Below are 26,255 nucleotides of genomic sequence, written 5' to 3'. Positions count from 1 at the left end.
GCGCCGGGGCGTAGGCGACGAAGGAGCAAGCCCCGGTGCCTGACCGGCGGGCCAATCAGGGCCGCGGACACGCGCGCGCCAGCGCGCCAAAAATACAGCCAGTGCCTCCAGGACTACCGATCACCGAGTCCCGAGCCCCACCAACCTCAGCGCAGTGCTTTACGCACCCCGCCGATCAGCTGATTGGTCAGCTGACGCAATCCGAACTCCAGCGCCGGCGCAGGCACCGGCAGCGACGGCTCCGACTCCATCGTGTAGACCACCCGAGTACCGCCCTCACTCGTATCGGCGAAGGTGATGGTGCCGACGTGGCGCTTGACCGGGGCGCCCTTGACGATCTTGTATTCCATCCGCTCACCGGGGGTGAGGGCGGTGATCTCCTCGGTGACGCCGACCTTGCCGAAACCCAGCAGGTGCTGGGCGCCGACGCCGGTGGCCGGATCGCCCGCTTTGATGAGCTTGACCTGGATCGGCAGGTACGGGCTGACGGCCTCACGCTCGGTGAAGAGGCGGTAGACGATGTCGCGAGGTGCGTCGAAGACCGTTTCGACGGTGCTACGTGGCATGGATGTGTCTCCTGTCCGAAATGTCTGTGACCCGGAGCATACGGGTAGTCGGCACCCGTGCTCCGACCGGCGCGCCTCCACCAAAGGTTGAGGGTTTGGCTTCATCATCGGCCTCATGAAGATGCCGGCGCTGTTGTCACGGAACACGGAAACGCTGCCCGGTGTCGCCGGGATCGCCCGGGTGGATCGCGATACCGGACGACTGCTGCGGCGGGTCGGTCCCGGGGACGTGGTCGTCCTCGACGCGACCGACCTGGACCGCCACACCGCCGATCGGCTGGTCGAGGCGGGGGTGCTCGCGGTGATCAACACCTCGCCCTCGATTTCCGGGCGGTATCCCAACCTGGGGCCAGAGGTGTTGGTGGCCAACGGGATCGTGCTGATGGACACGGTGTCCTCCGACGCGTTCGGCAGGATCAAGGACGGGTCGAAGGTCCGCATCGACGGCGGCATCGTCTACGCCGACAGGCTCACCAAGAAGGAACCCGAGGTCCTGGTCGAGGGCATCGAGTTCGACGAGACGGCCATCGCAGACCGGATGATCGAGGCGCGCAACGGACTCGCCGATCACCTCGACGCGTTCGCGGGCAACACCACCGAATTCGTGCGTACCGAGAGCGCGCTGCTGATCGATGGTGTGGGCGTGCCCGATATCGAGCTGGACATGCGTAACCGGCACGTGGTCGTCATCGCCGACGGTTCGGGCCATCTCGCGGAATTACAGCGGCTCAAGCCGTTCATCAAGGAGTACGCGCCGATTCTGATCGGTGTGGGCAGTGGCGCCGATACCTTGCGCAAGCTCAAGTACACGCCCGACCTGATCGTCGGTGACCCCGACGAAATCAGCACGGAGACGTTGAAATCCGGCGCCGAGATGATTTTGCCCGCCGATACCGACGGCCATGCCAAGGGCCTCGAGCGCATCCAGGACCTGGGGATCGGCGCCACGACGTTCCCGTCGTCGGGTTCGCCGACCGATCTCGCGTTGATGCTGGCCGACCATCACGGCGCGTCGCTGATCGTGCTGGCGGGCGCGCCCGCTTCGCTCGAGGACTTCTTCGACCGTGGCCGGCGTGACAGCAATCCGGCTACCTTCCTGACCCGATTGAAGGTCGGCGCGAAGCTGGTCGACGCGAACGCGGTGTCCACCCTGTACCGGCATCGTTCCGCGGGCGCCGCGGTGGCGCTGGTGGTGCTGGCCGCCCTGGTGGCGATCGTGGTGGTGATCTTGGCTTCGCACAACGGTTCCGAGGTGCTGGACTGGGCGATCGAGTACTGGAACAGCTTCGTCCTGTGGGTGCGTGGTCTGCTGTGATCTCGCTGCGTCAACACGCCATCTCGATCGCGGCGATCTTCCTCGCGCTCGCGGTCGGTGTGGTGCTCGGTTCACACACCCTCGCGGGCACCATGATCTCGGGCCTCCGGTCGGACAAAACCGACCTGAACACCCAGGTAGACGAACTGACCGCGCAGAACGCCCAGCTCACCGCCCGCCTCGAGTCCGCCGACCAGTTCATCACGGGCTCGGCGGGGCGCATCCTGGACGGCACCCTGGCCGATCGCACCGTCGTCGTCCTCACCACCCCCGACGCCGATCCCGCCGACATCGACGGCGTGAGCAACTCCCTGCGCACCGCGGGCGCCACAGTGACCGGCCGCATCGCCTTGACGGAGTCCTTCGTCGACGCGGGGGAGGGCGACCGCATGCGCTCCACCCTGACCAATATCGTCCCCGCGGGGGCCCAACTGAACACCGGCGCCGTAGACCAGGGCAGCCTCGCGGGCGACCTCCTCGGCCTTGCCCTGCTTCAAGACCCCGTGTCCAACCACCCCCGCAGCACCCCCGAGGAACTGTCTCTGATCCTCGAAACCCTCCGGGGCGGCGACTTCCTCACCTACACCGACCCGCCGACGAGACCCGCGCAACTGGCCGTGGTCATCACCGGCAACGGTGTCGAACCCGACACCGGCCAGGGCGCGACTATCGCCCGCTTCACCGCAGCCCTCCGAGCAAGAGCCGCGGGCACTGTCCTCGCAGGTCGCCAAGGAGCCGCCGAGGGCAACGCCCCGATAGCCACCGTCCGAGCCCAGGCCCCCCTCGCGACCACGGTTACCACCGTCGACAACATCGACCGCGAAATCGGCCGGGTGACAACAACACTCGCCCTGACAGAACAACTGACCGGCGGCGCGGGCCGCTACGGAACAGGCCCGACAGCGACATCGCTGACACTGGTAGCCATGCCCCGCTGAGTGAGAACCTCACCACCGCGAACCCAACACGCCGCCCGCTAACGACCGGCAAAATACGCGGAGAGGCGGACTAGCGGTACAGTGGTGGTCCGTGGGTCATCAACGGAATCAGGCTAAAAGTGCCACCAAGCACATCTTCGTGAGCGGTGGCGTCGCCTCCTCATTGGGTAAGGGTCTCACCGCCTCCAGCCTCGGTCAGCTCCTGACCGCGCGCGGCATGCGGGTGACGATGCAGAAGCTCGACCCGTATCTCAATGTCGATCCGGGCACCATGAACCCGTTCCAGCACGGCGAGGTGTTCGTCACCGAAGACGGCGCCGAGACCGACCTGGACGTGGGGCACTACGAGCGTTTCCTCGATCGCGATCTCACGATGGACGCGAACGTGACCACCGGCCAGATCTATTCGACGGTGATCGCCAAGGAACGCCGCGGTGAGTATCTGGGCGATACGGTGCAGGTCATTCCGCATATCACCGACGAGATCAAGAGCCGCATCCTGGCGATGCAGGGTCCCGATCTCGAGGGGCATGTGCCGGACGTGGTGATCACCGAGATCGGTGGCACCGTCGGTGACATCGAGTCGCAGCCGTTCCTGGAGGCGGCCCGCCAGATCCGTCACGATGTGGGTCGCGACAATGTGTTCTTCCTGCATGTGTCGCTGGTGCCGTATCTGGCGCCCTCGGGTGAGCTCAAGACCAAGCCGACGCAGCACTCGGTGGCCGCGCTGCGCAATATCGGTATCCAGCCCGACGCGCTGATCCTGCGTTGCGACCGCGAGGTCCCGCAGGGTCTCAAGAACAAGATCGCGCTGATGTGCGACGTCGATGTGGAGGCGTGCATCTCCACGCCGGACGCGCCGTCGATCTACGACATCCCCAAGGTGCTGCACAGCGAGGGCCTCGATGCCTATGTGGTGCGCAAGCTGGGGCTGCCGTTCCGCGATGTGGACTGGGCGGTGTGGGGCGATCTGCTCGATCGCGTGCATTCGCCGCGGGAGACTGTCGAGGTGGCGCTGGTCGGCAAGTACGTCGATCTGCCCGATGCCTACCTGTCGGTGACCGAGGCGTTGCGTGCGGGTGGTTTCGCCCATCGCGCCAAGGTGAACATCCGCTGGGTGCCGTCCGACGAGTGCGAGACCGAGGTCGGCGCGCAGGCGGCGCTGCGTGACGTCGACGCGGTGCTGATCCCCGGTGGGTTCGGCATCCGCGGTATCGAGGGCAAACTCGGCGCGATCGGCTACGCCCGCCGTCGCGGTATCCCGCTGCTCGGCCTGTGCCTCGGTTTGCAGTGCGTGGTCATCGAGGCGGCGCGGTCGGTCGGTATCGCCGACGCGAACTCGGCCGAATTCGAGCCCGACACCAAGAACCCGGTCATCTCGACCATGGCCGACCAGGAAGACGTTGTCGCCGGCGAAGCCGATCTGGGCGGCACCATGCGACTGGGCGCCTACCCCGCCACGTTGAAGAAGGGCTCGGTCGTCGCGCAGGCGTACGGCACCGAGAACGTGTCCGAGCGGCACCGGCACCGGTTCGAGGTGAACAACTCCTACCGCGATGCCATCGCCAAGAGCGGGCTGGTCTTCTCCGGCACCTCGCCCGACGGGCACCTGGTGGAGTTCGTCGAGTACCCGGCTTCGGTGCATCCGTTCTTCGTCGCCACCCAGGCGCATCCGGAGCTCAAGAGCCGTCCGACCCGGCCGCATCCGCTGTTCGCGGCGCTGATCAACGCCGCGTTGAAATACAAACTGGCCGAACGGCTTCCCGTAGACTTCCCGGAGGAAGAGCTCGCGGAGCAGGCCACCGCGGAAGCCTAGGAAGATCGGCGATAGGAACGCATGAGCGAGCCCGGTAGTCACGACTTCGAGACGGTGTCGAGCCGGGTGCTCTACAGCGGCGCGATCCTGGCTCTGCGCCAGGATCAGGTCAGGATGCCGGACGGGCGGGTCGCCGAGCGTGAGGTGATCGAGCATCACGGTGCTGTCGCGGTGCTCGCGCTCGACGACGACGGCAACGTGGTGCTGATCCGTCAGTACCGGCATCCGATCGGCACCAGGCTGCTGGAACTGCCCGCCGGGCTGCTCGATATCGACGGTGAGGACCCGCTCACCGCGGCCAAGCGTGAGCTGGCCGAGGAGACGGGCCTCGCCGCCGCGCAGTGGTCGGTGCTGGTGGATGTGGCGTTGTCGCCGGGCTTCACCGACGAGGCGCTGCGGGTGTTCTTCGCGACCGGTCTCAGCGCCACCGACCGGCCCGATCCCGAGCACGAGGAAGCTGATCTCGAGCTGGTGCGGATGCCACTCGCCGAGGCGGTGCGGGCCGCGCTGGCGGGGGAGATCGTCAACGCGACCGCGGTCGCGGGAGTGCTCGCCTACGCCGCGGCCGAGGCGAGCGGGGTTCCGTTGCGCGCACCCGACGCACCGTGGCCCGGTCAGCCGATCACGTTCCTGCGGCGCAAGGCCGCCGAGGCGGCATCGACGCACGGCAATCACGCGTGAACACCGCAGCGGTCGGCGGGGACTAGACAGGCGAGGGCGTGCTCGAGCGGGAGATAGCCGCCTATCTCGACCATCTCGCGGTCGAGCGAGGAGCCGCGCGCAACACCCTCGGTGCCTACCGTCGTGACCTCGCCCGCTATCGGGCTTTCTTGACCGGGCGCGGTGTCGAATCGTTGGGCGCGGTGGCCCAGGGCGATGTCGCCGAATTCACCATGGCGTTGCGCGCCGGCGGAGCGGACTATCCCGCGCTGGCAGCGGGTTCGGTGGCGAGGGCGTTGATCGCGGTCCGCGGACTGCACCGGTTCGCCGCCGCCGAGGGACTCACCGATACCGATGTGGCGCATGCGGTGAAACCACCCGCGCCGGGTCGCCGGCTGCCCAAAGCACTGCCCTACGACCAGGTTCTGCGACTTCTCGAATCGGCGGGTGGCGAACCGGACGGTTCCGACGGTGGCCCGCGCGGACTGCGTGACCGGGCGCTGCTGGAGCTGCTCTACTCCACGGGCGCGCGGATTTCGGAGATGGTGGGACTCGACGTCGACGACATCGACGCCGAGCAACGCTGTGTGGTGCTGCACGGCAAGGGCGGAAAGCAGCGCCTCGTCCCGATCGGCCGCCCGGCGCTCGCGGCTGTCGACGCGTACCTGGTGCGCGGTCGACCCGCTCTCGCCGCGAGCGGAAAGGGTTCCGGCGGAGCTCTTTTCCTCAACGCCCGCGGCGGCAGACTGTCGCGGCAGAGCGCGTGGCAGGTCTTGCAGACCGCCGCCGAACGCGCCGGAATCGGGGCGACGGTCTCGCCGCACACCCTGCGTCACTCCTTCGCGACCCATCTGCTCGACGGCGGCGCCGATGTGCGGGTGGTGCAGGAACTGCTCGGCCACGCCTCGGTGACCACGACCCAGATCTACACGCTCGTGACGGTGAGCACCCTGCGTGAAGTGTGGGCCACTGCCCATCCCCGTGCGACGTGAACCGGCACCTCCGATACCCGCTGAGCAGGTATCGTGCGAACACGCCCGGCGTTGCCATGCTGTACCTCACCGGTCCGAGCGGTAGCGTCTACCCAGAGTTGGACCGTACGAAAGCGAGCCGGTCCCGGATCGGCCTCGCTACCCTCGACAGGGGTTACCGGCAAGGAAAACGTATAAGGAGCAGCGGATCGTGACGACAGCGGAAACACCGTGGGACGGTGGACCGGAAGAGGTCGCCGAGGCCGTCGAGATGGGCCCGACAGGGCGCCCGCTGCGACTGGTGCCCGATCCACCCCAGGTCCAGCGACACGGCGACGCACTCGTCGTCGCCATGTGCAACCAGAAGGGCGGGGTCGGAAAGACCACCTCGACCATCAATCTCGGTGCGGCACTGGCCGAGTACGGTCGCCGGGTGCTGCTCGTAGATCTCGACCCCCAGGGTGCGCTCTCGGCCGGGCTCGGGGTGGCACACCACGACCTCGAACTCACCGTGCACGACCTGCTGATCGGCGGCAAGGCCAAGGTCGACGACGTGCTGCAGACCACCAAGGTCGACGGCATGGACCTGTTACCCAGCAACATCGACCTCTCCGCCGCCGAGATCCAGTTGGTGAACGAGGTCGGCCGCGAACAGTCGCTCGGCCGCGCCCTGCACAGCGTGCGCGATCGCTACGACTACATCCTCATCGACTGCCAGCCCTCGCTCGGTCTGCTCACGGTCAACGCGCTGGCCTGCTCCGACGGCGTGATCATTCCGATGGAATGCGAGTACTTCTCGCTGCGCGGGCTCGCATTGCTCAACGACACCGTCGAGAAGGTGCGCGACCGTCTGAATCCGCGACTGAGCCTCTACGGCATCGTGGTCACCATGTTCGATGCGCGCCTGCTGCATTCGCGTCAGGTGATGTCGCGGGTGGTCGAGGTGTTCGGTGACCTGGTCTACGACACCGCCATCTCACGCACCGTGCGCTTCCCCGACGCCAGCGTCGCCGGGGAGCCGATCACCACCTGGTCGCCGAAATCGGGCGGCGCCGAGTCGTATCGAGCGATGGCCCGTGAAGTCATCCACCGGTCTGGCCGGTGATCGGAGCTACACCTGCGGTGCAAGCAGTACCCGAAGACGCGGTGCCGGCCGCGGACAAATCCGGTTTTCATCTGCGGCTCACCAATTTCGAGGGGCCGTTCGATCTGCTGCTGACGTTGATCAGCTCGCGCAAACTCGATGTCACCGAAGTCGCGCTGCACCAGGTCACCGACGAATTCATCGCCTACACCAAGGCCCTGACCGCCGAGCTGGCCGAGAACACCAAGCTGCGCGCGGACAAGATTCTCGATCAGACCACCGAATTCCTCGTCGTCGCCGCCACTTTGCTCGACCTCAAGGCCGCCCGGCTGCTGCCCTCGGGTGAGATGACCGACGCCGACGATCTCGAACTCCTCGACGCGCGCGACCTGCTGTTCGCGCGATTGCTGCAATATCGTGCGTTCAAGCAGGTGGCCGAACTGCTCGCCGAGCTGGAAGCCGCGGCCCTGCGCCGGTATCCGCGCTCGGTGGCGCTCGAGGAACAGTTCGAAGGACTGCTGCCCGAGGTCACCCTCGGGGTGGATATCGCCGCGTTCGCCGAGATCGCGGCGGCGGCCTTCCGGCCACGTCCGGTCGCCGAGGTCGGGCTCGGGCATCTGCACATGCACACCATCTCGGTCGCCGAGCAGGCCGAGCTGGTGCTGGCCCTGTTGAAGGAACGCGGGCCGGGCGGCTGGACCACCTTCGCCGAATTGGTGGTCGACTGCACAGTCCCGGTGGAAATCGTGGCGCGGTTTCTGGCGTTGCTGGAGCTGTACCGCGGTAAGACCATCGCCTTCGACCAACCCGATCCGCTCGGGCCGTTGGCTGTCAGCTGGCTCGGCGAGCTCGACCCTGACGCGGAAGCAGCGGCGTTGACCTTCGAGGAGGATTACGGATGACAGAGGCAGTGGCGGAATTCACCTCCGAGCCACTCGACGACCTCGAATTGCGGTCGGCACTGGAGGCGATGCTGCTCGTTGTCGACGCCCCGGCACCCACAGAACAGCTGGCAGCGGCCTTGGACGACACCAGCGAGCGGATCGAAACCGTCCTGCGCGCGATGTCGGCGGAACTGAGCGCGCGCGGCAGCGGCATCGACCTGCGTTTCGTCGGTGACGGATGGCGCTTCTATACTCGACAGGAGTACGCGCCCTATGTCGAGCGGGTACTGCTCGACGGGGCCCGGACGAAACTGACCCGGGCCGCCTTGGAAACCTTGGCGGTAGTGGCCTATCGCCAGCCGGTGACCCGCATGCGGGTCAGCGCGGTCCGAGGGGTGAACGTCGACGGAGTGATGCGCACGCTGTTGGCCAGAGGCTTGATCGCGGAAGCGGGTCAGGACCCCGAAACCAACGGCACGCTGTACCGCACCACCGAGTTGTTCCTCGAACGGATCGGGCTCGCCTCTCTCGGCGACCTGCCACTGCTGGCGCCGCTGCTTCCCGGCGTCGATCTGATCGACGAGATCAGCGAGAGCCTGGAAACCGATCCCCGGTTCACCAGGCTGAAAAAACCCGCCGAGTCCGACATGGACCTCGGCACCGACGATTGACAGGACAGATGAATAATTCCGCTCGCCGAGATGGCACACCGGATCGAAGAAATCGCAGCGACCAGCCCCGCAGTGGCGCGAATCGAACCGCGGGCAACCGCGGCGACAGTGCGCGCACCGGGCAGGGTGGCTCCCGCGCAGCGGCTCCGGGCCGGCGCGGCACCGGCGCGGGTGGCTTCCAGCGCGGCAATCAGACAGCAGCCCGGTCCGCAGGCAGTTTCCAGCGTGACGCCGAGTCCGGCGGTCGTCGTGGATCCACCGGCGGTGGGTACCAGCGTGATGACCGTCGCGGCGCGTCCACCGGTGGTGACCGTCGCGGCAGTTCGACCGGTGGATATCAGCGCGACGATCGACGCGGCGCCCCGGCCGGTCGCGGCGCGTCCGCCGGTGGGTACCAGCGTGACGACCGTCGAGGTGGCCCCGCAGGCGCAGGTCAGCGTGATGACCGTCGCAGCACCGGTGCCTCCAGCGGTGGCGGCTACCCGCGTGGTGACGCCGACCGCGGACAGCGTGGAGGCACAGCTGGTCAGCGCAGCGGCGCTTCGGCAGGCACTCAAGCCTTCGCGGCTCGCAAGAAGTCCACGAAGCCGCAGAAGAAGGTCGTCGCTCCGACGATCCTGAACAACGCCAAGCCCGCGCGGCACCAGCACGCCGACGTCACCGAGGGGCCCAAGAAGCTTCCCTGGGGCGAAGGCGAACGGTTGCAGAAGGTTCTCGCCAAGGCGGGTGTGGCCTCGCGTCGCGCCGCCGAGGAGATGATCGCGGCCGGTCGCGTCGAGGTCGACGGCAAGATCGTGCGTGAGCAGGGTCTGCGCATCGACGCCGAGAACGCGGTCGTGCGCGTCGACGGCACCCGTGTCGTGGTCCGCGACGAGCTGGTGCACCTGGTGCTGAACAAGCCGAGGGGCTGGCAGTCCACCATGTCCGACGACCTGGGGCGCCCCTGCGTCGGCGATATCATCGCCGAGCGGATCGCCGCTGGTCAGCGCTTGTTCCACGTCGGCCGTCTCGATGCCGACACCGAGGGCCTGCTGCTGGTCACCAATGACGGCGAGATGGCGCATCGACTGATGCACCCCTCGTTCGAAGTTCCCAAGACCTACTTGGCCACCGTCGACGGCGAGGTGAACTACCGCCTGGTCGGCAAGCGCTTGCGCGAAGGCGTCGAGCTCGAGGACGGACCCGCCAAGGTCGACAAGTTCATGGTGCTCGAGGCATACCAGGGCCGGTCGCTGGTGAAGCTCGTGCTGCACGAGGGCCGCAAGCACATCGTGCGTAGGCTGCTCGACGAGGTCGGCCACCCGGTGATCCGGCTGGTGCGCACCCACCTCGGCCCGGTGGCACTGGGCGACCAGCGTCCCGGCACGCTGCGGGTGCTCGGCCGCGACGAGATCGGCAAACTCTACGAGGCGGTGCAGCTGTGAACGGTGTGGACTTTCCCCTGGAATTCACCGGCGACCGGATGACCGGTGACGCGACGCTCGTCGTCGCGATGGACGGTCCTTCCGGCACCGGTAAGTCCAGCGTGTCGCGTCGGCTCGCCGCGCGCCTCGGCGCCCGCTACCTCGACACCGGTGCCATGTACCGGGTCGCGACCCTGCGCGTGCTGCGTGCGGGTGTCGAGCTGACCGATTCGGCTGCGATCGCGGAAACCGTTGCGGCACTGCCGCTTTCGATCGGTACCGACCCCAGCCACGAGGTGATCGAACTCGACGGTGAGGACGTCTCGGCGGAGATCCGCGGCGACGCTGTCACCAAGGCCGTCTCCGCTGTTTCCGCGGTGGCGCAGGTGCGCGAGCAGCTCGTCGCCATGCAACGCGAGATCACGGCGATGGCCGGACGCATCGTGGTCGAAGGCCGCGATATCGGCACCGTCGTACTCACCGGCGCCGACGCCAAGATCTATCTCACCGCCTCCGCGGAGGCACGCGCCGAGCGGCGCAACGCACAGAACATCCGCGAGGGCCGCGGCGACGATTACGCGGCCGTGCTGGCCGACGTGCAGCGCCGCGACACCCTCGACTCCACCCGCACAGTGTCGCCGTTGCGCCCCGCCGCCGACGCGGTGCTCGTCGACACCAGCGACCTGACGATGGCACAGACCATCGAGGAGCTGTATCGCGTGGTGGCTCAGCAGCTTTCGGCCACGACAGGAGGTCCGCGATGATCGAAGAGATTCTCGTAGGCGACGGAACCTGGACCGACGAGTCCGAATGGGAAGTCCTCGACATCGATGGGGACGGCGAAGGCGAACAGCACGTCGCCATGCCCACGCTGGCCGTGGTCGGACGCCCGAATGTGGGCAAGTCGACCCTGGTCAACCGCATTCTCGGCCGCCGCGAAGCAGTGGTCGAAGACGTTCCCGGTGTCACCCGTGACCGCATTTCGTACGAGGCCAACTGGGCCGGGCGCCGCTTCATGGTGCAGGACACCGGCGGTTGGGAACCCGACGCCAAGGGTCTGCAGCAGCACGTCGCGCGCCAGGCCGAGGTGGCGATGGAAACCGCCGACGCCATCCTGCTCGTCGTCGACGCCACCGTCGGAGCTACCACGACCGACGAGGCCGCGGTGCGCAAGCTGCGCCGCTCCAAGATCCCGGTGATCCTGGTGGCCAACAAGGTCGACGATCAGAAGGTCGAAATCGAGGCGGCCTCGCTGTGGTCGCTGGGTCTGGGCGAACCGCGCATGGTCTCGGCCGCGCACGGCCGTGGCACCGGTGACCTGCTCGACGACGTGCTCGGCGCGCTGCCCGAGACCCCGCGCGAAGGTACCGCCGTCGCGGGACCGCGTCGCGTGGCACTGGTCGGCAAGCCGAACGTCGGCAAGTCCAGCCTGCTCAACAAACTGGCAGGCGACGAGCGTTCGGTGGTCCACGATGTCGCGGGCACCACCGTCGACCCGGTCGACTCGCTGGTCGAGCTGGGCGGCAAGACGTGGAAGTTCGTCGACACCGCCGGTCTGCGCCGCAAGGTCTCCAATGCCACCGGCACCGAGTTCTACGCCTCGCTGCGGACGAAGTCGGCGCTGGAAGCCTCCGAGGTCGCGATCATGCTGATCGACGCCTCGGTGCCGATCACCGAACAGGACCTGCGCGTGATCAGCCTGGTCGCCGAGTCCGGTCGTGCGCTGGTGCTGGCGTTCAACAAGTGGGACCTGGTCGACGAGGACCGCCGCTACATGCTCGAGCGCGAGATCGATCGCGATCTGGTGCGCGTGCCGTGGGCGCAGCGGGTCAACATCTCGGCTCACACCGGCCGCGCCGTGGCGAAGCTGGTACCGCAGATGGAGACCGCGCTCGAGTCCTGGGACAAGCGCATCTCCACCGGCCGCCTCAACACCTGGCTCAAGGAAGTCATCGCGGCCACCCCGCCGCCGATGCGTGGCGGTCGTCAGCCCCGCGTCATGTTCGCCACCCAGGCGAGCACCCGCCCGCCGACGTTCGTGCTGTTCACCACCGGGTTCCTCGAGGCAGGCTACCGCCGCTTCCTGGAGCGCCGCCTGCGTGAGGAGTTCGGATTCGACGGTTCGCCGGTGCGCATTTCGGTGCGTGTGCGCGAGAAGAAGGAACGTAAGAAGTAGTTCGAGTGTCAGACGAGTGAGCCCCGGCGAATATCGCCGGGGCTCTTCGTTTTTCAGGCGTCGAGTACGCGGTCGAGCAGATGGTCGACCAAGTGTGTCGCGCGCGCGGCATAGTGGTCGTCGGTGAGCATTCCTTGCGTCAGCCCGCCGACGGCGAGCAGGATCACCTCGGCATCGGCGATGAGCGTCTTCTCGTCGGCGTCAGGACCGCGCAGCTGCCGTAGTTGTCCCGCGACCGCGTCGATGATGTAGTTCGGGGCGCCCGCGGTATCGGCGGATTCGACGTCGGGGCCGGTGAGTGTCGCGGCGTGGAAGATGCCGAGAATGACGGCGTCGCGCCGACTTGCCTCGTCGAGGGGCAGGACCGAGATCAGGATCGTGCGCACGATATCGCGGGGACCGGCGTCCGGCCCGAGAGCCGCGAATCCCTGTGCCATCCGGGCGCCGGAATCCTCGACGACAGCACGGTGCGTGGCGAGCAGGAACTCCCGTTTGGTGCCGAAGTAGTACTGCACCGACCGCACCGAGACCCCGGCTTCGGCGGCCACGGACTGGAAGGTCGCGGCTTCCAGTCCGCCCCGGGCGATGACCCGTCGAGCAGCACCGGTGATCGATCTGCGCCGTTCTTCGTGGTCGGCCAAACGTGGCATCGCTCCTCCTACTGTCCTGGCGGATTTTCATGGTACGCCCATACCATCTATGTGGTACGGTGATATCACCAACGCGAAACAGGGGTGGTCATGGCCAAGATCGGGCGATTCAAGAACGACAAGGCGCGCGAGGAGTACCTGCGGACCTATCGAGAACTGGAAAAGCAGTGGACGGTGCCGTCGACCCTGCTCGAGGTCTCCACTTCTTTCGGTTCCACTCGTGTCCGTAAATCTGGTGCGGGAGAGGGTGTCCCGATCGTGCTCATGCACTCACTCGGCGCCAACAGCCTGTCCTGGAACCACGTCATCGAGGATTTCGCTCGTGACCGCGTCGTCTACATGCCCGAAATGATCGGCGCTCCCGGGCTGAGCGTGCAGACCGCACCGATCGACGAAAACGGCTTCGGTACCTGGTTCGGCGAGGTTCTCGACGGGCTCGGCGTCGACCAGGTCCACCTGGTCGGTTACTCGCAGGGCGGCTGGCAGGCGATGGCGATCGCCACCACTACGCAGCGCCGCCTGGCGAGCCTGACCGTGCTCGAGCCGGGCGGCACGCTGACGAAGATCAAGTGGAGCCTGCTGTGGACGATGATCCGGGTCGGTGCCCGGCCCACGGACAAGAACCTGCGTGCGATGAACGCGCGGCTCAACCCCGGCGTCACCTTGACCGACGCGGAATTCGACGGGGTGAAGGCAGCGCTGGGATACGCACCCTCGATCGGCTACCCGAAGATGTTCACCGACGAGCGGCTGGCCACGATCACCATGCCGACGCTGGTACTGCTCGGGTCGGAGTCGTTGGTGGTCGACTCGCAACTTGCCGAACAACGCCTGCGCGACAACGTGCCCACCTGTGAAGTCGAGATCTTCCGCGGGGCCGGGCACGGCCTGTTCCACGAGATCCCGAAGCCGGTGACTGCCCGCATTCTCGACTTCACCAGTCGCTACGAGCCGACGGACGCCCGCCACGGAGAATAGGCGTCGCCGCTCGCCATTACCGCTCGGACGCACCACGCCGCGCCCGCGATCACCACGAAGAACGTGGCCGCGGGCCTGATAATCGACTGAGAACAACCGGGTGGTGGACACCTTGGCAATGTCGGGCACGTTGAGAGCGGTAAGAGGTCCTCTGAGGCCTCCGCGAGGGAGTGCGTCATGAGTCTTGTGGGAACCCTGGTCGGCTACGCGCTGACAGTCTTTCTGGTGCTGCTGATCGCCCGGATGGTGGTGGACTGGATCGATGCGCTGGGCAACGGTCCCCAGTGGGCACGCAAAGCCAGGGAGGTGACCCACGCCGCGACCGAACCGGTGATCGCCCCGGTACGCAAGGTGCTCAAGCCGATCCGGATCGGTGACTTCTCCCTGGACCTGGCCTTCACCGCCGTGTTCATCGCCGTCCTGATCCTGCGAGCGATCGCCTTCAGCCTGTAGTCGAGGTGGCGCTGCCGAGGGGTCAGCGCGCCGGCGAGCTCGCGGGCGCGGCGTCGACGGGCAGGCCCGTGTGGCGATCCGGTTCATCCGTTTCGGGTGAGGCCCTCGCGGCTGCCATCGGGAAACGTTGGTCGTCGGTCTTCTACGGAAGGATTCATGATGGCTCACTTATCGGAAACCGAGCATCCGGTCCAGCAGGGTTTCGCCGCAGGCACTTCCATCGGCGCCGCGATCCTGCTCCTGGTCGTCGCCGTGTTGTCCGTTCTGCAGGGCATCGCCGCGGTGGCCAAGGACGACCTGTTCGTCGTCGGCATCGACTACGTCTATGAATTCGACACCACGACATGGGGCTGGATCCACATCATCGGCGGGATCGTACTCGCGCTGAGCGCGCTGGGGCTGATGGGCGGCGCGACCTGGGCGCGGATCGTCGCGGTCGTCATCGCGTCACTGTCGATCATCGCGAATTTCCTGTGGCTGCCCTACTATCCGGCGTGGTCGATCCTGATCATCGTGCTCGATGTGGTGGTCATCTGGGCCGTCACGACTTGGAATCCGCGCACGATCTGATCCGCAGCCCGGGATCGGTGCTCCGAGGATGGCCAACGGTCCGCCACCCCGAGGGCGACCCGAATACGCCAGAAACCTGGAAATGCCCGGTGGTAGCGGTCCGCTGCCACCGGGCGGCGGACCAGTCGGGTACCGAACAGCACCGCGGCTCACACCACGTTCGTGATCGTCGCCGCCACCGCGGTGATCCAGTTGTCTTAGAACGAGACGAGCAGCGCGTCATTTTCGCGGCCGCCATGACGGTTGCGGTGCTCACGTGATCGAGGACTGCCGCCGAAACCATTCGGCGGCAGTCGTTTTCGTTGCCGAATTGGTACGGCCGTGCCCGGATTGCCTGGATACTCGAAGGGGTCACCCGCGGATCGCGTGCGGGGGAGCAGGGGAGAGGACTCGGGATGGCCCTGGTTGTGCAGAAATTCGGCGGTTCGTCGGTAGCCACCGCGGAGCGGATCCGGCGGGTCGCCGAGCGGATCGTGGAGACGAAGAAGCAGGGGCACGATGTGGTGGTGGTCTGCTCGGCAATGGGCGATACCACCGATGAGCTCCTCGAATTGGCGGGCCGGATCGCCTCCGCGCCGGAACCGCGCGAGTTGGACATGTTGCTCACCGCCGGTGAGAGGATCTCGAATGCCTTGGTGGCCATGGCGATTCATGCACTTGGTGCGGAAGCGCGATCGTTGACGGGCTCGCAGGCCGGCGTGATCACCACCGGCGCCCACGGCCGCGCCAAGATCATCGAAGTCGACCCGGGCCGGGTGCGCCGCGCACTCGACGACGGCGAGGTGGTGCTCGTGGCCGGGTTCCAAGGTGTGAGCCAGGACAGCGACGATGTCACCACGCTGGGCCGTGGCGGTTCCGACACCACCGCGGTCGCGCTGGCCGCGGCGTTGAAAGCCGATGTCTGCGAGATCTACACCGACGTCGACGGAGTCTTCACCGCCGACCCGCGCATCGTGGCCGACGCTCAGAAACTCGACCAGATCTCCTACGAGGAGATGCTGGAAATGGCCGCCTGCGGGTCGAAGGTCCTCATGCTGCGCTGCGTCGAATACGCGCGCCGCTACCAGGTGCCGGTGCATGTGCGCTCGTCCTACACCGACGCGATCGGCACCACCGTCTTCGGCTCGATGGCCGATATCCCCGCCGACCAGGCCGTGCTCACCGGCGTCGCGCACGACCGCAACGAGGCCAAGGTGACCGTTGTCGGTCTGCCCGACGAGCCCGGCTACGCGGCCGAGGTGTTCCGCGCGGTCGCCGACGCCGAGATCGGCATCGACATGGTCGTGCAGAACACCGGGACCGGCCGCACCGACATCACCTTCACCCTGCCCGCCGCCGACGGCGCGCGGGCGGTCGCCTTGCTGCGCGACCGCCGTGCCGAGATCGGCTTCGCCGATGTTCGCTACGACGATCGCGTCGGCAAGGTCTCGTTGATCGGCGCGGGCATGCGCAACAATCCGGGCGTCACCGCGAGCTTCTGTGAGGCACTGGCCGCGGCGAACATCAACCTCGACCTGATCGCCACCTCGGAGATCCGCATCTCCGTGCTCGTCCGCGACACCGACCTCGACGAAGCCGTGCGTATCCTGCACCGGGCCTTCGACCTCGGTGGTGCGGAAGTCGCCGTCGTGCACGGGGGAACAGGACGGTGAGCGCTGTTGACGCCAGGCACGGGCCCCGAGTAATTTACCGATAAGTAAGTTACTGGATCGGAGGGTTCGTTGAGCACCCAGTTGACCACTTTCACCAGGGCTGGACTCGAGTTCGACGTCGTCGACTCCGGACCGCCCGACGGCCCCGTCGTCGTTGCGCTGCACGGCTTCCCGCAGACCGCGACCTCGTTGCAGCCACTCACCGCGTTGCTCAACGCGCGCGGCTACCGCACCATCGCCCCGAACCAGCGCGGGTACTCACCCGGTGCTCGGCCGTCCGGCCGCCTCGCCTACCGCGTGCCCGAACTCGTCGACGACGTGGTCGCGTTGATCGAGGACATCGACCGAGGTCCGGTGCATCTGGTCGGGCACGACTGGGGCGCGATGGTCGCCTGGTCGGTGGCCGCGGCCCGCCCCGAACTCGTCCGCACGCTGGTGACCGTGTCGGTGCCGCATCCCGGCGCCTTCGCCCGCTCGATGATCAGCAGCGATCAGCTCCTTCGCTCGTCCTACATGGCGCTGTTCCAGCTGCCGGTGCTCCCGGAGCGCCTGATTCGCGCGCGGCCCGGCGTCTTCGACCAGATCCTGGCCAAATCGGGCATGTCCGCCGACGCGATCGACCGCGTGCACACCGAGATCATCGACACCGGAGCTCTCACCACCGCGTTGAACTGGTATCGCGCATTGGCGCTGATCACACCGCGCGCGGTGACGGCACGCGTCACCGTGCCGGTGACGCACGTGTGGAGCACCGGCGACGCGGCGCTGACCCGCCGTGGTGCCGAGCTGACCCGCGGATTCGTCACCGGTGACTATCGCTTTGCGGTGCTCGACGGCTCGCACTGGCTGCCCGAGGAGCGTCCGGACGAACTCGCCGACCTGATCGTCGACCGCATCGAGTCGCTGCCGGGCTGAGACCTCAACCGATCGGCGAAGAAGCCAACGGCCGCAACGCCGCCGCGGTCGCCGGGATCAACGGCGCGCCCCGCAGGGCAGCGCGGGCGGCCAGTTGTTCGATGATCCGTCCGCGCACCCCCGGCCATTCGTCGTGCAGGATCGAATAGAACGCGGTGTCGCGCACCGCGCCGTCGAGCCCACGCGAATGTGCCCGGCGCACACCGTCACTCACCGCGCCGAGGCGTTCGATCGCAGCCCGGGAGCGCAGGTTGCGGGCGTCGGCGCGCAGGGTCACCCGCCGCACGCCCCAGCTGTCGAAGGCGTGGGTGAGCAGCAGCAGCTTGGAGTCGAGATTCACCTGACCGCCCCGCACCGCGGGGGTGAGCCAGGTATTGCCGATCTCGACGGCGTCGGGGATCGCCCCGCCGGGCACCGAGGTGACCGGTTCGGCGGACAACGGCCAGGTCAGTGGTCCCTGCCAGTAGTCGAGCCGGGCGAATCGAGTCGCCCCGACCACACACTCGTCGGTGACGGTGACGATCGCGAAGGCCAGCGCTGTGCCTGCCAGCTGCGCCGCTTCGGCCTGGAAGACATAGGTGCGCGCCTCCTGGTCACCGTGCGGGACGACGGTGAACCCGGCCGGTCCGTCGAGCGCCGCGGCCGCGGCGCTCAGTCCGGGAACGTGGTGAGGTGCGAGCGGCTCCAGCCGTGCGATGCGGCCGTGGAGGATAACGGGTGCGGGCATGGTGACCGGCGTCCCTTCGTCTGAGAGGGTCGCCGACAGCGCGAGGCGTGGATCTCACGCGGCACGCGATTTCGGCGAAGCGACACGAACGATCCAGCAGCATCGAAAAACTAGATCAAGATAGCCGACGTGACGCGTTCCCTCGTTCGAACCCACGCAGAAGTCGCGGCCGGAAAGTTTCGAGCCTCGGCGATCGGTCCTACCGCTTCTCGGCGATCGCCGAGACGATCAGTTCCTCCCAGACCGACAGGTCCCGATCGGGTGCGCCGATATGTGCGGAATCCTCGTTCACCTGATGCCAGCGGGCCGCGGCGACCACGCCGGGGGCCTGCACGCGCAGATCACCGAACAGCGCGGTGATCTCCGCGTCGGTGCGCCACCGGCCGCGCCCGAAGGTCGACTGCAGCTTGGACTCGGCCTCGATGGTCTCGGCGTTGTCGCCGGAGCGGAAGTGAGAGATGAACACGCGCGAGCCGACGGGAATCTGTTCCGCCCAGTACGCGACCACCGACTGCGGGTCCTCCTCGTCGTTGAGGTGGTGCAGGATCGCGCTGAAGATGAGCCCGACCGGCTTGTCGAAGTCGATCAGCCGGGCGACCTCGGGATCGGCCCTGATCGCCGCGGAATCGCGGACGTCGGCGTGGATCACGGTGGTGTGGTCGTTGGTCGCCAGCAGTGCGCGACCATGGGCGAGCACGATCGGGTCGTTGTCGATGTAGACCACGCGGGTGTCGGGATCGATCGACTGGGCGACCTGGTGCACGTTGTCGGCGGTGGGCAGCCCGCTGCCGAAGTCGAGGAACTGGGTCAGCCCGGCCTCGGCCATGGCCCGCACCGCACGGGTGAGGGCTCGGCGGTTGGTGGACGCGATGTCGACCGAGCCGGGCAGGTTCACCTTGAAGTGGTCACCGACGGCGCGGTCGACCTCGTAGTTGTCCTTGCCGCCGAGTAGATAGTCGTAGACACGGGCGATGCTCGGCTTGGATTGGTCGATCACATGCGCGTTGTCGCTCATCCTCGACGACCCCTCGTACGGTGCTGCGGTGCGGGACGTGGCCCATGGTAGGAGAACTTCCGCGTCTCGGCACGGTTTCTGTGTGGCGTCGACACCGAAGTTGTTCGGGGCGTGGTGATTTCGGGTGAAGGAGCGCGTTCGCTGAGCGGTTTCCGTCACGGTGCCGTGTCGGTGGCTCGGGGAGGTACCAACTGGATCGCGGGAGGCGGGAGTGTGTGTTTTCCCACGTCAGGGCCGTAACGGTTCGATAAATGACAGCAGTGTCGGCTTATTGAACAGATGCCCAGTTGCGTGAGGTTTTCGCCAGTTCCGGCCCGTATTCCGACGAAATGTAACGCACGTTATCAGATCGTGTCGCACAGGAGTTCGATGTGATGCAGATCACACCATCTTTTCTCTGTTTGGCCCGGCTGGCAAGCTTGTAATTGCTGAACGTTAACCGTTCGTGATCAGGGACCGGGTCGACAGGGATCCGGGGTCGCGGACGACCCGCACTTCCGCTGCGGCGTGGCGGTCATCGAAAGATCCGGTATAGATCACTTATCGGCCGTGTCGGGGCGGCTGTCCGGAAGGGGACGTGTTGTTATGAGCAGCATCTACTTCGAATCGAACAGCAATCTGTCAGTTACCGAGCGAGGCCGCCGCGTCTCCTCTACCTCCGCGATCGAATCGCCCATCGCGCCGCTGGCGATGCCGGGGCTGATCCTCGGGCTGATCCTGCTCGGCCTCGGTGTGGTCGGCCTGCTGCGACTGAGTGACTGGGTAGGCAACTACGGGTCCGTCCTGGTTGTGCTGGCCTACTTCCTCTATATGGCCGCGGCCGCGAGCCTGATGCTCTGGGGTGCGGCCACCGTCCGGTCGCTGCATCGTCGATAGCCGAGTGTCGACGAGATTCGTGACAACCCGGCAAAAGCGGCATCCGGTGATTGCGGTTTGACGGATGGATGGTGTCGGACAGCTACGCGACACTTTCTCCGATCCGGGCAAACGGTGAGTATTTCGGTCGGCGGCGATTCCGATAAGAGTGTGTTGATCGGGGAATGTATCCCACGCAGGGGGTGGGATACATTCCCCGATCGCCCTTACCTCTGATTTGTGGACGCAATATCCGTGGATTTCGAGCTATCGCGAACCCTTCCGCGCTCGATTAAGGTGCAGGAATCGACCTACTCCATCCGGCGGAGGTGTGGACATGCCCGATTCCCCTTGTGGATCCACCGATAAGGAGCCGGAGCGGCGCGGCGCCGTCTTGAACTCCACCGTGCCTGTGGCGCAGGTTTCCGGCGGACGCCTGATCGGGCCGGATACCGATACCTCGGTCCGGGTACCGCACACCGTCCAGGACGGACCGGAGACGGTGATGGTGTCCCCTGCCACCGAATCAGCGGTCGAGACGCCACCCGATTCCCCGGAGCGGGCGGCGATGCGGGCCAGGATCAAGAAGTTCGTGCTCACTGTCGTCGTCATCGCCGCGCTCGGCGGCGCGCTGTTCGGCTACGACACCGGCGTCATCTCCGGCGTGCTCGTCTACCTCACGCCTGATTTCGCACTGAGCCAGACCCAGGTCGGCGTCATCACGAGTTCGCTGCTCATCGGCGCCGCGATCGGCTCGATCACCGGCGGCTGGATGGCCGACCGGTGGGGCAGGCGGACGACGCTGCTGTTCGCGGGCGCCCTGTTCTTCCTCGGCGCGCTCGCCCAGGCGCTGGCGCCCGATGCCACGGTCATGATCATCACCCGCCTTGTCCTCGGCGTCGCTGTCGGTACGGCCTCGCTGGTGGTCCCCATGTACGTTTCCGAGATCTCCCCGCCGACCTATCGCGGGCGCCTGGTGTCGATGAACTCGCTGATGATCGCCAGCGGGCAGCTGCTCGCCTACATCGTCAACGCGCTGCTCGCCCCGACCGGGAACTGGCGGCTCATGCTCGCGATGGCGGCGATTCCGGCGGCGGCGCTCGTGATCGGCATGTATTTCATGCCCGATTCACCACGGTGGTATCTGAAACAGGGTCGTACCGCCGATGCGAAGAAAGTGCTCGAACGGTCTTATTACCCGGAGAATGTCGAGCCGACGATCGCCGAGATCGAACAGTCCGAGGCTGCCGATGCGGCGGTCAAGGACAGTTTGAGCGACCAGTTGCGGAAACCGAAGGTGCGTGCGCTGTTCTACACCGGAATCGGATTGGCGTTGATTCAGCAATTCGTCGGCGTCAATACCGTCATCTACTACGCACCGTCCACTCTCGCTCAGGCGGGGATGGGTGACAATGCGGCGATCACCTCGTCGATCGGCATCGGTGTCGGCGCGGTGATCGGCGTGATGCTCGGCATGAGCCTGGTCGACAAGATCGGCAGGCGCCCACCGATGTTCCTCGGTCTGGCGATCATGGTCGTCGCGTTGGTCGGTATGGGTCTGATGGAACGTCTCACGCAGAGCACTGCCACCGGCTATGTGCTGGTGACATTGATGATCGTGTACGTCTGTGCCTTCCAGCTCGGCGTCGGGGTGCCCACCTGGTTGCTGATCTCGGAGATCTTCCCCGCCCCGATCCGCGCCACCGCGATGAGTATCTGCACCTTCCTCATCTGGATGGGCAATTTCACTGTCTCCCTGGTGTTCCCGCCGCTGGGCGAACTCTGGGGAGCGTCGACGATGTTCTTCCTCTTCGCGGTCGTTTCCGCGCTGTCGCTGGTGTTCTGCTATCGCCGGGTGCCCGAGACCATGGGTGAGTCCCTCGACGACATCACCAGCAAGGCGGAGAGCTGAAGCCCGTCCCACGGTTCCGCTATCGGTGCCGGCCGACCACGCCGAGCAGGCCGAGGGCGAAGTCCGCGTAGGCGGCGGCGATCTGTTCGGGAGAGGACGGGCCGTCGAGCCGGAACCACTGGGGCAGTGCGGTACACATCGTCGCGATGGCACGTCCCGCGTGGCGGGCCTGGGCGGTCGATCGGTTCGCCTCGGTCAGCGCGGCGTCGATGTCGGCATCGAGAAGGTATTGGATCTCGTTGCGGGAGGAGGTGATCCGGTCGCGATCGGCGGAGTTCAGGCTGCGCATCTCGCTGGCGCCGATGAAGGCGAGTTCGCGGTGGTGCGTGTGGAACAGGGCGAGCGCTTCGACGACACGGCTCACTCGTTCGCGGCCGTTCGTGCCGTCGAGGCGTGCCGCGCGCACCCGCCGGTGCAATTCGTCCATGGTCAGGTCGAGTGCGCGGACCAGCAGGTCTTGTTTGTCGCGGTAGTGGTGGTAGACACCGGGCACGCTCATGCCGGCCCGCGCGGCGATCGAGCGCATCGTGGCGCCGTGATAGCCGGTCTCGACGAAGGAATCGATGGCGGCGGCGAGCACCGGGTCGAGATCCAGGGGCGGGAACTCACGCCAGGAGTCCGGTGCGCCGGAGTCGGGCGATCCGGTTTCGCCGTGGGCGGGGCTCCCGGCGAGGTGGGTGGGGCGCGAATCGGTCGCGCGCGGTTCGGGGGGAGCAGCGCCGGTGGTGCGCCGGTCGCCGATCAGCCAGGCCACCGTCGTGCCCAGTTCGGCGGCGAGGGATCGCAGGCGCGGAACCGACGCGCCGGTCTTGCCTGTCTCGATGGCGCTCAGCGTGGCCGCGCTGACCCCGATTCGCTGGGCGGTCGCCCGGAGTGACAACCCCGCCGCGGTCCTCGTCTGACGCACCCGCGCTCCCACCGCCTGCTGTTCGGCTGCCGTCGAATCCATGATGTTCAGAATAGCTGAACATGCATCTTGGCTTTACCGGGCTTGTTGACAGCATGAATACGCGCGTGCGACTGTCGTAACAGATATTTGCCGAGCGATCGTTCGGCAACCGAGCCGAGGAGCGGACCCGTGCCGATCGACCTGTCCTATCCGTCCGAGGTGCAGCGGCTGGCCGACCGCACCCGTACCTTCGTCCGCGACCACGTGCTCCCGGTCGAAGACGCGCACGACGGCGACATCGCCGCGGCCGGTGGCGAGAAGCTGCGCCTCGAACTCCAGCAGGCCGCCCGTGACGCCGGTGTCTTCGCCCCGCACGCGCCGCTCGAATACGGTGGCCACGGTCTGGACATGTCGAACCGTGCCCCGGTGTTCGAGGAGGCGGGCTACTCGCTGTTCGGCCCGACGGCCCTCAATATCGCCGCCCCCGACGAGGGCAATGTGCACATGCTCGCCCATATCGCCGACCCGGAGCAGAAACAGCAGTTCCTCGCCCCGCTCGCTCGCGGCGAGGTGCGCTCGGCCTTCGCCATGACCGAGCCGGCGCCGGGTGCGGGCTCGGACCCCTCCGCGCTGAGCACCCGCGCGGTCCGTGCCGACGGCGGTTGGCGCATCACCGGCCACAAATGGTTCATCACCGGCGCCGACGGGGCGGGGTTCTTCATCATCATGGCCCGCACTTCGGGCGAGCCGGGCCGGCGCGGTGGCGCCACGATGTTCCTGGCACCCGCCGACAGCCCGGGCATTCGGGTCGGCCGCCATCTGGACACCCTCGACAAGTCGATGATCGGTGGCCACTGCGAGGTCTTCTTCGACGACCTTCTCGTCCCGGAGTCCGCGGTACTGGGCGAAGTCGACCGAGGCTTCGAATACGCCCAGGTGCGGCTCGGCCCCGCCCGCATGACCCATGTGATGCGCTGGCTCGGCGCCGCGCGTCGCGGTCATGACGTCGCGGTCGCGCACGTGGCGCACCGCGAGGGCTTCGGTTCGCGCCTCGGCGACCTCGGCATGGTCCAGAAGATGATCGCCGACAACGAGATCGACATCGCCGCCACCCGCGCACTGCTGACCCGTGCCTGCTGGGAACTCGACCGTGGCGAGCCCGCCGCGAATGCCACCTCGATCGCGAAAACCTATGCCGCCGAGGCGATCTTCCGCATCGTCGACCGGAGTATGCAGATGTGTGGCGGGCTCGGCGTCTCCGCCGATCTGCCGCTGGCGCGACTCTCGCGCGAGGTGCGCCCGTTCCGGATCTACGACGGTCCCTCCGAGGTGCATCGCTGGGCCATCGCCAAACGCGCGGTGAGCGCCGCCAAGCGGACGAAGCGGGACTCCGAATGACACTGCCGGGCATGGACATCGCCGCACTGGAACAGTTCCTGCGCGCCAACGGCGTCGAGGTGGAAGGCGAGCTGCGCGTCGAACTGATCAGTGGGGGCCGGTCGAATCTGACCTTCGCCGCCGCCGATGACGTCTCGCGCTGGGTGGTGCGCCGCCCGCCGGTCGCCGGGCTCACCCCGTCCGCGCACGATATGGCCCGCGAGTACACCGTCACCAGCGCGTTGCAGACATCGGCTGTGCCCGTGGCGAGAACGCTCGCCTTCGACGCGACCGGATCCGCGCTGGGCGCGCCGATGACCGTCGTCGAGTTCGTCGACGGGACGGTGTTTCGCGACCAGGACGACCTGGCCGCGCTCACCGATGAACAGGTGGATTCGAGTGTGCGCGCGCTGGTCCGCGTCCTCGCCGATCTGCACGCGGTGGACCCGGGCGCTGTCGGTCTCGAATCATTCGGCAGGCCGACCGGTTTCGTGGCCCGGCAGGTCAAGCTCTGGGCATCCCAGTGGGAGCGGGTCAAAACCCGCGAGCTCGCGGATGTGGCAGCCCTGCATGCCGCACTGGCCGCCGCGATCCCGCCGGAGACATCGGCCTCGATCGTGCACGGGGACTTCCGCATCGACAATACGATCCTCGACAGCGCCGAACCGGAAAAGGTTCGTGCCGTGGTCGATTGGGAGCTGTCCACCCTCGGTGACCCGCTCACCGATGTCGCCCTGATGTGCGTCTACCGGTCGCCGATCTTCGACGTGATCCTCGGGACCCGTGCGGCGTGGACCAGCCCGCGCCTACCGAGCGCCGACACTCTCGCCCAGGCCTACGCCACCGCGTCCGGGCGCGAGCTCGACAACTGGGGCTTCTACCTCGCGCTGGCCAACTTCAAACTCGGCATCATCGGCGAGGGCATCACCCATCGCGCCCATCAGGGTTCCGACACCGGTTCCGCCGCCGACCGGGCCGCCGAGGCCACCCCGGAGTTCATGGCGGCCGGCTTGCGCGCGCTGAAAGGATCCGCGTAATACCGCCGCGCGGTCGCGCCGAACGCTGCCCGGCGGGCGGCGCGAATCATCCGATGATCTCCGGGGGCAGGAACATCGCGCCGAGTTGCGCCGCGATCGCGCTGGTGTGATCGACGATGCGCTCGGCGTCCACGTCGAGCACACCGGAACGCCATGCGGACAGTAGCTCGATGAAGCCGCCGATGCCGGCCAATGTGCTCATCCGCATGGCGGTTTCGTCGACGTCGGGGCGCAGGTAGGGCCACGCGGCGGCGATGAGCAGATCGGTCGCGTCGGTGAGCATGGTCTTGCGGCGCTGTTCGAGCACGGCGCTGCCCGCGTGATCGGCCAGCAGAATCCGGGCACGACCGCGCAGATCGGTCTGCAATCCGACGGCGCAGGCGATGGCCGCGCGGGTGATCTCGAGGGGGGTCCGGTCGGCGTTCTCGGCGACGACGCTCGCCAGTTCGGCGAACACCCCGGCGCACACCTCGTCCCAGACCTCGGCCAGTAGTTCGTCGCGGTCGGCGAAGTGCTCGTAGAAGTAGCGATCGTTGAGCGAGGCCCGCTGGCAGACACCGCGCATGGTCACCGCGGCCCAGCCGTGGTCGAGCCAGATATCGAGGGCGGCCTCGACCAGGCCGATCCGCCGCTGCGCCCTGCGCTCCTCGGCGGTCCGCCCGCCCCAGGTCCGTGCCGGTGCGCGCACATCCATGGTTGACAAAGTACTCCTCCGCGCGCCTAATTGGTGTCAGGTGCGGC

General features: G+C 67.1%; 26 protein-coding genes. 20 read left to right on the top strand and 6 right to left on the bottom strand.

Annotated elements, in window-relative coordinates; all coding sequences use genetic code 11:
* Positions 1 to 146: 146 nt before the first annotated feature.
* Positions 147 to 566, bottom strand: coding sequence for an SRPBCC family protein (locus ACFVVI_RS33450; protein WP_379314046.1), 420 nt, complete (start codon positions 564 to 566; stop codon positions 147 to 149).
* A 115-nt stretch (positions 567 to 681) separates the two neighbouring features.
* On the opposite strand from ACFVVI_RS33450, the gene steA reads away from it, so the two are divergent.
* From steA to der, 11 genes are all read left to right on the top strand, one after another.
* Complete coding sequence (steA, locus tag ACFVVI_RS33445) at positions 682 to 1,881, top strand: putative cytokinetic ring protein SteA (RefSeq protein WP_378995175.1); 1,200 nt, start codon at positions 682 to 684, stop codon at positions 1,879 to 1,881.
* Positions 1,878 to 2,819 carry a copper transporter gene (locus ACFVVI_RS33440; protein ID WP_387448721.1) on the top strand — a complete coding sequence of 314 codons (942 nt, stop codon included), beginning with the start codon at positions 1,878 to 1,880 and terminating at the stop codon, positions 2,817 to 2,819. The genes steA and ACFVVI_RS33440 overlap by 4 nt, the downstream gene beginning before the upstream one ends.
* A gap of 91 nt (positions 2,820 to 2,910) precedes the next feature.
* Positions 2,911 to 4,635 carry a CTP synthase gene (locus ACFVVI_RS33435; protein ID WP_378630070.1) on the top strand — a complete coding sequence of 575 codons (1,725 nt, stop codon included), beginning with the start codon at positions 2,911 to 2,913 and terminating at the stop codon, positions 4,633 to 4,635.
* 21 nt (positions 4,636 to 4,656) lie between these two features.
* Positions 4,657 to 5,316 carry an NUDIX domain-containing protein gene (locus ACFVVI_RS33430; protein ID WP_387448707.1) on the top strand — a complete coding sequence of 220 codons (660 nt, stop codon included), beginning with the start codon at positions 4,657 to 4,659 and terminating at the stop codon, positions 5,314 to 5,316.
* 38 nt (positions 5,317 to 5,354) lie between these two features.
* Positions 5,355 to 6,287 (top strand): site-specific tyrosine recombinase XerD, encoded by a 933-nt coding sequence (xerD, locus tag ACFVVI_RS33425; RefSeq protein ID WP_378995171.1) that lies wholly within the window; start codon positions 5,355 to 5,357, stop codon positions 6,285 to 6,287.
* A gap of 250 nt (positions 6,288 to 6,537) precedes the next feature.
* Positions 6,538 to 7,371: a ParA family protein gene (locus ACFVVI_RS33420; RefSeq protein WP_101463778.1), complete on the top strand. Its 834-nt coding sequence runs from the start codon at positions 6,538 to 6,540 to the stop codon at positions 7,369 to 7,371.
* 17 nt (positions 7,372 to 7,388) lie between these two features.
* On the top strand, positions 7,389 to 8,252 hold the full coding sequence (locus ACFVVI_RS33415) for a segregation and condensation protein A (protein ID WP_378995169.1): 864 nt from the start codon (positions 7,389 to 7,391) through the stop codon (positions 8,250 to 8,252).
* Entirely contained in the window at positions 8,249 to 8,905 is a 657-nt protein-coding gene (gene scpB, locus ACFVVI_RS33410; RefSeq protein ID WP_387448703.1) for an SMC-Scp complex subunit ScpB, read from the top strand. The genes ACFVVI_RS33415 and scpB overlap by 4 nt, the downstream gene beginning before the upstream one ends.
* Before the next feature lie 8 nt (positions 8,906 to 8,913).
* Positions 8,914 to 10,329 (top strand): pseudouridine synthase, encoded by a 1,416-nt coding sequence (locus ACFVVI_RS33405; protein ID WP_387448699.1) that lies wholly within the window; start codon positions 8,914 to 8,916, stop codon positions 10,327 to 10,329.
* Between the two features lie 38 nt (positions 10,330 to 10,367).
* Positions 10,368 to 11,072, top strand: a complete 705-nt coding sequence (cmk, locus tag ACFVVI_RS33400) for a (d)CMP kinase (protein ID WP_387448717.1) — start codon at positions 10,368 to 10,370, stop codon at positions 11,070 to 11,072.
* The gene (der, locus tag ACFVVI_RS33395; protein WP_378995165.1) at positions 11,069 to 12,484 is read left to right on the top strand and encodes a ribosome biogenesis GTPase Der; all 1,416 of its coding nucleotides are present in this window, start codon (positions 11,069 to 11,071) and stop codon (positions 12,482 to 12,484) included. The genes cmk and der overlap by 4 nt, the downstream gene beginning before the upstream one ends.
* A gap of 53 nt (positions 12,485 to 12,537) precedes the next feature.
* On the opposite strand, the gene ACFVVI_RS33390 is transcribed toward der, so the two are convergent.
* Positions 12,538 to 13,134, bottom strand: coding sequence for a TetR/AcrR family transcriptional regulator (locus ACFVVI_RS33390; RefSeq protein WP_378995163.1), 597 nt, complete (start codon positions 13,132 to 13,134; stop codon positions 12,538 to 12,540).
* Positions 13,135 to 13,224: 90 nt separating this feature from the next.
* Here ACFVVI_RS33390 and ACFVVI_RS33385 point away from each other — a divergent pair, with 90 nt between their 5' ends.
* From ACFVVI_RS33385 to ACFVVI_RS33365, 5 genes are all read left to right on the top strand, one after another.
* Entirely contained in the window at positions 13,225 to 14,112 is an 888-nt protein-coding gene (locus ACFVVI_RS33385; RefSeq protein WP_378995161.1) for an alpha/beta fold hydrolase, read from the top strand.
* A 177-nt stretch (positions 14,113 to 14,289) separates the two neighbouring features.
* Entirely contained in the window at positions 14,290 to 14,565 is a 276-nt protein-coding gene (locus tag ACFVVI_RS33380; protein ID WP_378995159.1) for a YggT family protein, read from the top strand.
* A gap of 159 nt (positions 14,566 to 14,724) precedes the next feature.
* The gene (locus tag ACFVVI_RS33375; RefSeq protein ID WP_387448694.1) at positions 14,725 to 15,135 is read left to right on the top strand and encodes a hypothetical protein; all 411 of its coding nucleotides are present in this window, start codon (positions 14,725 to 14,727) and stop codon (positions 15,133 to 15,135) included.
* Between the two features lie 395 nt (positions 15,136 to 15,530).
* Positions 15,531 to 16,787, top strand: coding sequence for an aspartate kinase (locus ACFVVI_RS33370; protein ID WP_378630092.1), 1,257 nt, complete (start codon positions 15,531 to 15,533; stop codon positions 16,785 to 16,787).
* A 69-nt stretch (positions 16,788 to 16,856) separates the two neighbouring features.
* Positions 16,857 to 17,702, top strand: coding sequence for an alpha/beta fold hydrolase (locus ACFVVI_RS33365; protein ID WP_379315787.1), 846 nt, complete (start codon positions 16,857 to 16,859; stop codon positions 17,700 to 17,702).
* A gap of 4 nt (positions 17,703 to 17,706) precedes the next feature.
* Here the strand turns inward: ACFVVI_RS33365 and ACFVVI_RS33360 are convergent, their stop codons facing one another.
* Together ACFVVI_RS33360 and ACFVVI_RS33355 are read right to left on the bottom strand one after the other, a co-directional pair.
* On the bottom strand, positions 17,707 to 18,429 hold the full coding sequence (locus ACFVVI_RS33360) for a GNAT family N-acetyltransferase (protein ID WP_387448689.1): 723 nt from the start codon (positions 18,427 to 18,429) through the stop codon (positions 17,707 to 17,709).
* Positions 18,430 to 18,628: 199 nt separating this feature from the next.
* Positions 18,629 to 19,444 (bottom strand): SAM-dependent methyltransferase, encoded by an 816-nt coding sequence (locus ACFVVI_RS33355; protein WP_387448686.1) that lies wholly within the window; start codon positions 19,442 to 19,444, stop codon positions 18,629 to 18,631.
* Between the two features lie 585 nt (positions 19,445 to 20,029).
* Between ACFVVI_RS33355 and ACFVVI_RS33350 the strand changes: the two genes are divergently transcribed.
* Together ACFVVI_RS33350 and ACFVVI_RS33345 are read left to right on the top strand one after the other, a co-directional pair.
* Entirely contained in the window at positions 20,030 to 20,320 is a 291-nt protein-coding gene (locus tag ACFVVI_RS33350; RefSeq protein ID WP_387448683.1) for a hypothetical protein, read from the top strand.
* A 316-nt stretch (positions 20,321 to 20,636) separates the two neighbouring features.
* Complete coding sequence (locus tag ACFVVI_RS33345; RefSeq protein ID WP_387448680.1) at positions 20,637 to 22,211, top strand: sugar porter family MFS transporter; 1,575 nt, start codon at positions 20,637 to 20,639, stop codon at positions 22,209 to 22,211.
* Between the two features lie 19 nt (positions 22,212 to 22,230).
* Here ACFVVI_RS33345 and ACFVVI_RS33340 read toward each other — a convergent pair whose 3' ends face one another.
* Complete coding sequence (locus tag ACFVVI_RS33340; RefSeq protein WP_387448677.1) at positions 22,231 to 23,160, bottom strand: TetR family transcriptional regulator; 930 nt, start codon at positions 23,158 to 23,160, stop codon at positions 22,231 to 22,233.
* 129 nt (positions 23,161 to 23,289) lie between these two features.
* On the opposite strand from ACFVVI_RS33340, the gene ACFVVI_RS33335 reads away from it, so the two are divergent.
* Positions 23,290 to 24,498: an acyl-CoA dehydrogenase family protein gene (locus ACFVVI_RS33335; RefSeq protein WP_378995140.1), complete on the top strand. Its 1,209-nt coding sequence runs from the start codon at positions 23,290 to 23,292 to the stop codon at positions 24,496 to 24,498.
* A gap of 11 nt (positions 24,499 to 24,509) precedes the next feature.
* Positions 24,510 to 25,514 (top strand): phosphotransferase family protein, encoded by a 1,005-nt coding sequence (locus tag ACFVVI_RS33330; protein ID WP_387448674.1) that lies wholly within the window; start codon positions 24,510 to 24,512, stop codon positions 25,512 to 25,514.
* 46 nt (positions 25,515 to 25,560) lie between these two features.
* On the opposite strand, the gene ACFVVI_RS33325 is transcribed toward ACFVVI_RS33330, so the two are convergent.
* Positions 25,561 to 26,208 (bottom strand): TetR/AcrR family transcriptional regulator, encoded by a 648-nt coding sequence (locus tag ACFVVI_RS33325; protein ID WP_378995136.1) that lies wholly within the window; start codon positions 26,206 to 26,208, stop codon positions 25,561 to 25,563.
* Between the last annotated feature and the right edge of the window lie 47 nt (positions 26,209 to 26,255).

Origin of the sequence: Nocardia sp. NPDC058114, from assembly GCF_042884695.1 — a bacterium.
GTDB lineage: Bacteria > Actinomycetota > Actinomycetes > Mycobacteriales > Mycobacteriaceae > Nocardia.
The sequence above is the reverse complement of the archived record's forward strand: the minus strand, read 5'-3'. Positions and strand labels throughout refer to the sequence as shown.

Coding starts and splice junctions, on each gene's coding strand:
- ACFVVI_RS33450 (WP_379314046.1), bottom strand. CDS start 566: ATGCCACGTAGCACCGTCGAAACGGTCTTCGACGCACCTCGCGACATC.
- steA (WP_378995175.1), top strand. CDS start 682: ATGAAGATGCCGGCGCTGTTGTCACGGAACACGGAAACGCTGCCCGGT.
- ACFVVI_RS33430 (WP_387448707.1), top strand. CDS start 4,657: ATGAGCGAGCCCGGTAGTCACGACTTCGAGACGGTGTCGAGCCGGGTG.
- ACFVVI_RS33420 (WP_101463778.1), top strand. CDS start 6,538: ATGGGCCCGACAGGGCGCCCGCTGCGACTGGTGCCCGATCCACCCCAG.
- scpB (WP_387448703.1), top strand. CDS start 8,249: ATGACAGAGGCAGTGGCGGAATTCACCTCCGAGCCACTCGACGACCTC.
- ACFVVI_RS33405 (WP_387448699.1), top strand. CDS start 8,914: ATGAATAATTCCGCTCGCCGAGATGGCACACCGGATCGAAGAAATCGC.
- cmk (WP_387448717.1), top strand. CDS start 10,368: ATGACCGGTGACGCGACGCTCGTCGTCGCGATGGACGGTCCTTCCGGC.
- der (WP_378995165.1), top strand. CDS start 11,069: ATGATCGAAGAGATTCTCGTAGGCGACGGAACCTGGACCGACGAGTCC.
- ACFVVI_RS33390 (WP_378995163.1), bottom strand. CDS start 13,134: ATGCCACGTTTGGCCGACCACGAAGAACGGCGCAGATCGATCACCGGT.
- ACFVVI_RS33385 (WP_378995161.1), top strand. CDS start 13,225: ATGGCCAAGATCGGGCGATTCAAGAACGACAAGGCGCGCGAGGAGTAC.
- ACFVVI_RS33380 (WP_378995159.1), top strand. CDS start 14,290: ATGAGTCTTGTGGGAACCCTGGTCGGCTACGCGCTGACAGTCTTTCTG.
- ACFVVI_RS33375 (WP_387448694.1), top strand. CDS start 14,725: ATGGCTCACTTATCGGAAACCGAGCATCCGGTCCAGCAGGGTTTCGCC.
- ACFVVI_RS33370 (WP_378630092.1), top strand. CDS start 15,531: ATGGCCCTGGTTGTGCAGAAATTCGGCGGTTCGTCGGTAGCCACCGCG.
- ACFVVI_RS33360 (WP_387448689.1), bottom strand. CDS start 18,429: ATGCCCGCACCCGTTATCCTCCACGGCCGCATCGCACGGCTGGAGCCG.
- ACFVVI_RS33355 (WP_387448686.1), bottom strand. CDS start 19,444: ATGAGCGACAACGCGCATGTGATCGACCAATCCAAGCCGAGCATCGCC.
- ACFVVI_RS33350 (WP_387448683.1), top strand. CDS start 20,030: ATGAGCAGCATCTACTTCGAATCGAACAGCAATCTGTCAGTTACCGAG.
- ACFVVI_RS33345 (WP_387448680.1), top strand. CDS start 20,637: ATGCCCGATTCCCCTTGTGGATCCACCGATAAGGAGCCGGAGCGGCGC.
- ACFVVI_RS33340 (WP_387448677.1), bottom strand. CDS start 23,160: ATGGATTCGACGGCAGCCGAACAGCAGGCGGTGGGAGCGCGGGTGCGT.
- ACFVVI_RS33330 (WP_387448674.1), top strand. CDS start 24,510: ATGGACATCGCCGCACTGGAACAGTTCCTGCGCGCCAACGGCGTCGAG.
- ACFVVI_RS33325 (WP_378995136.1), bottom strand. CDS start 26,208: ATGGATGTGCGCGCACCGGCACGGACCTGGGGCGGGCGGACCGCCGAG.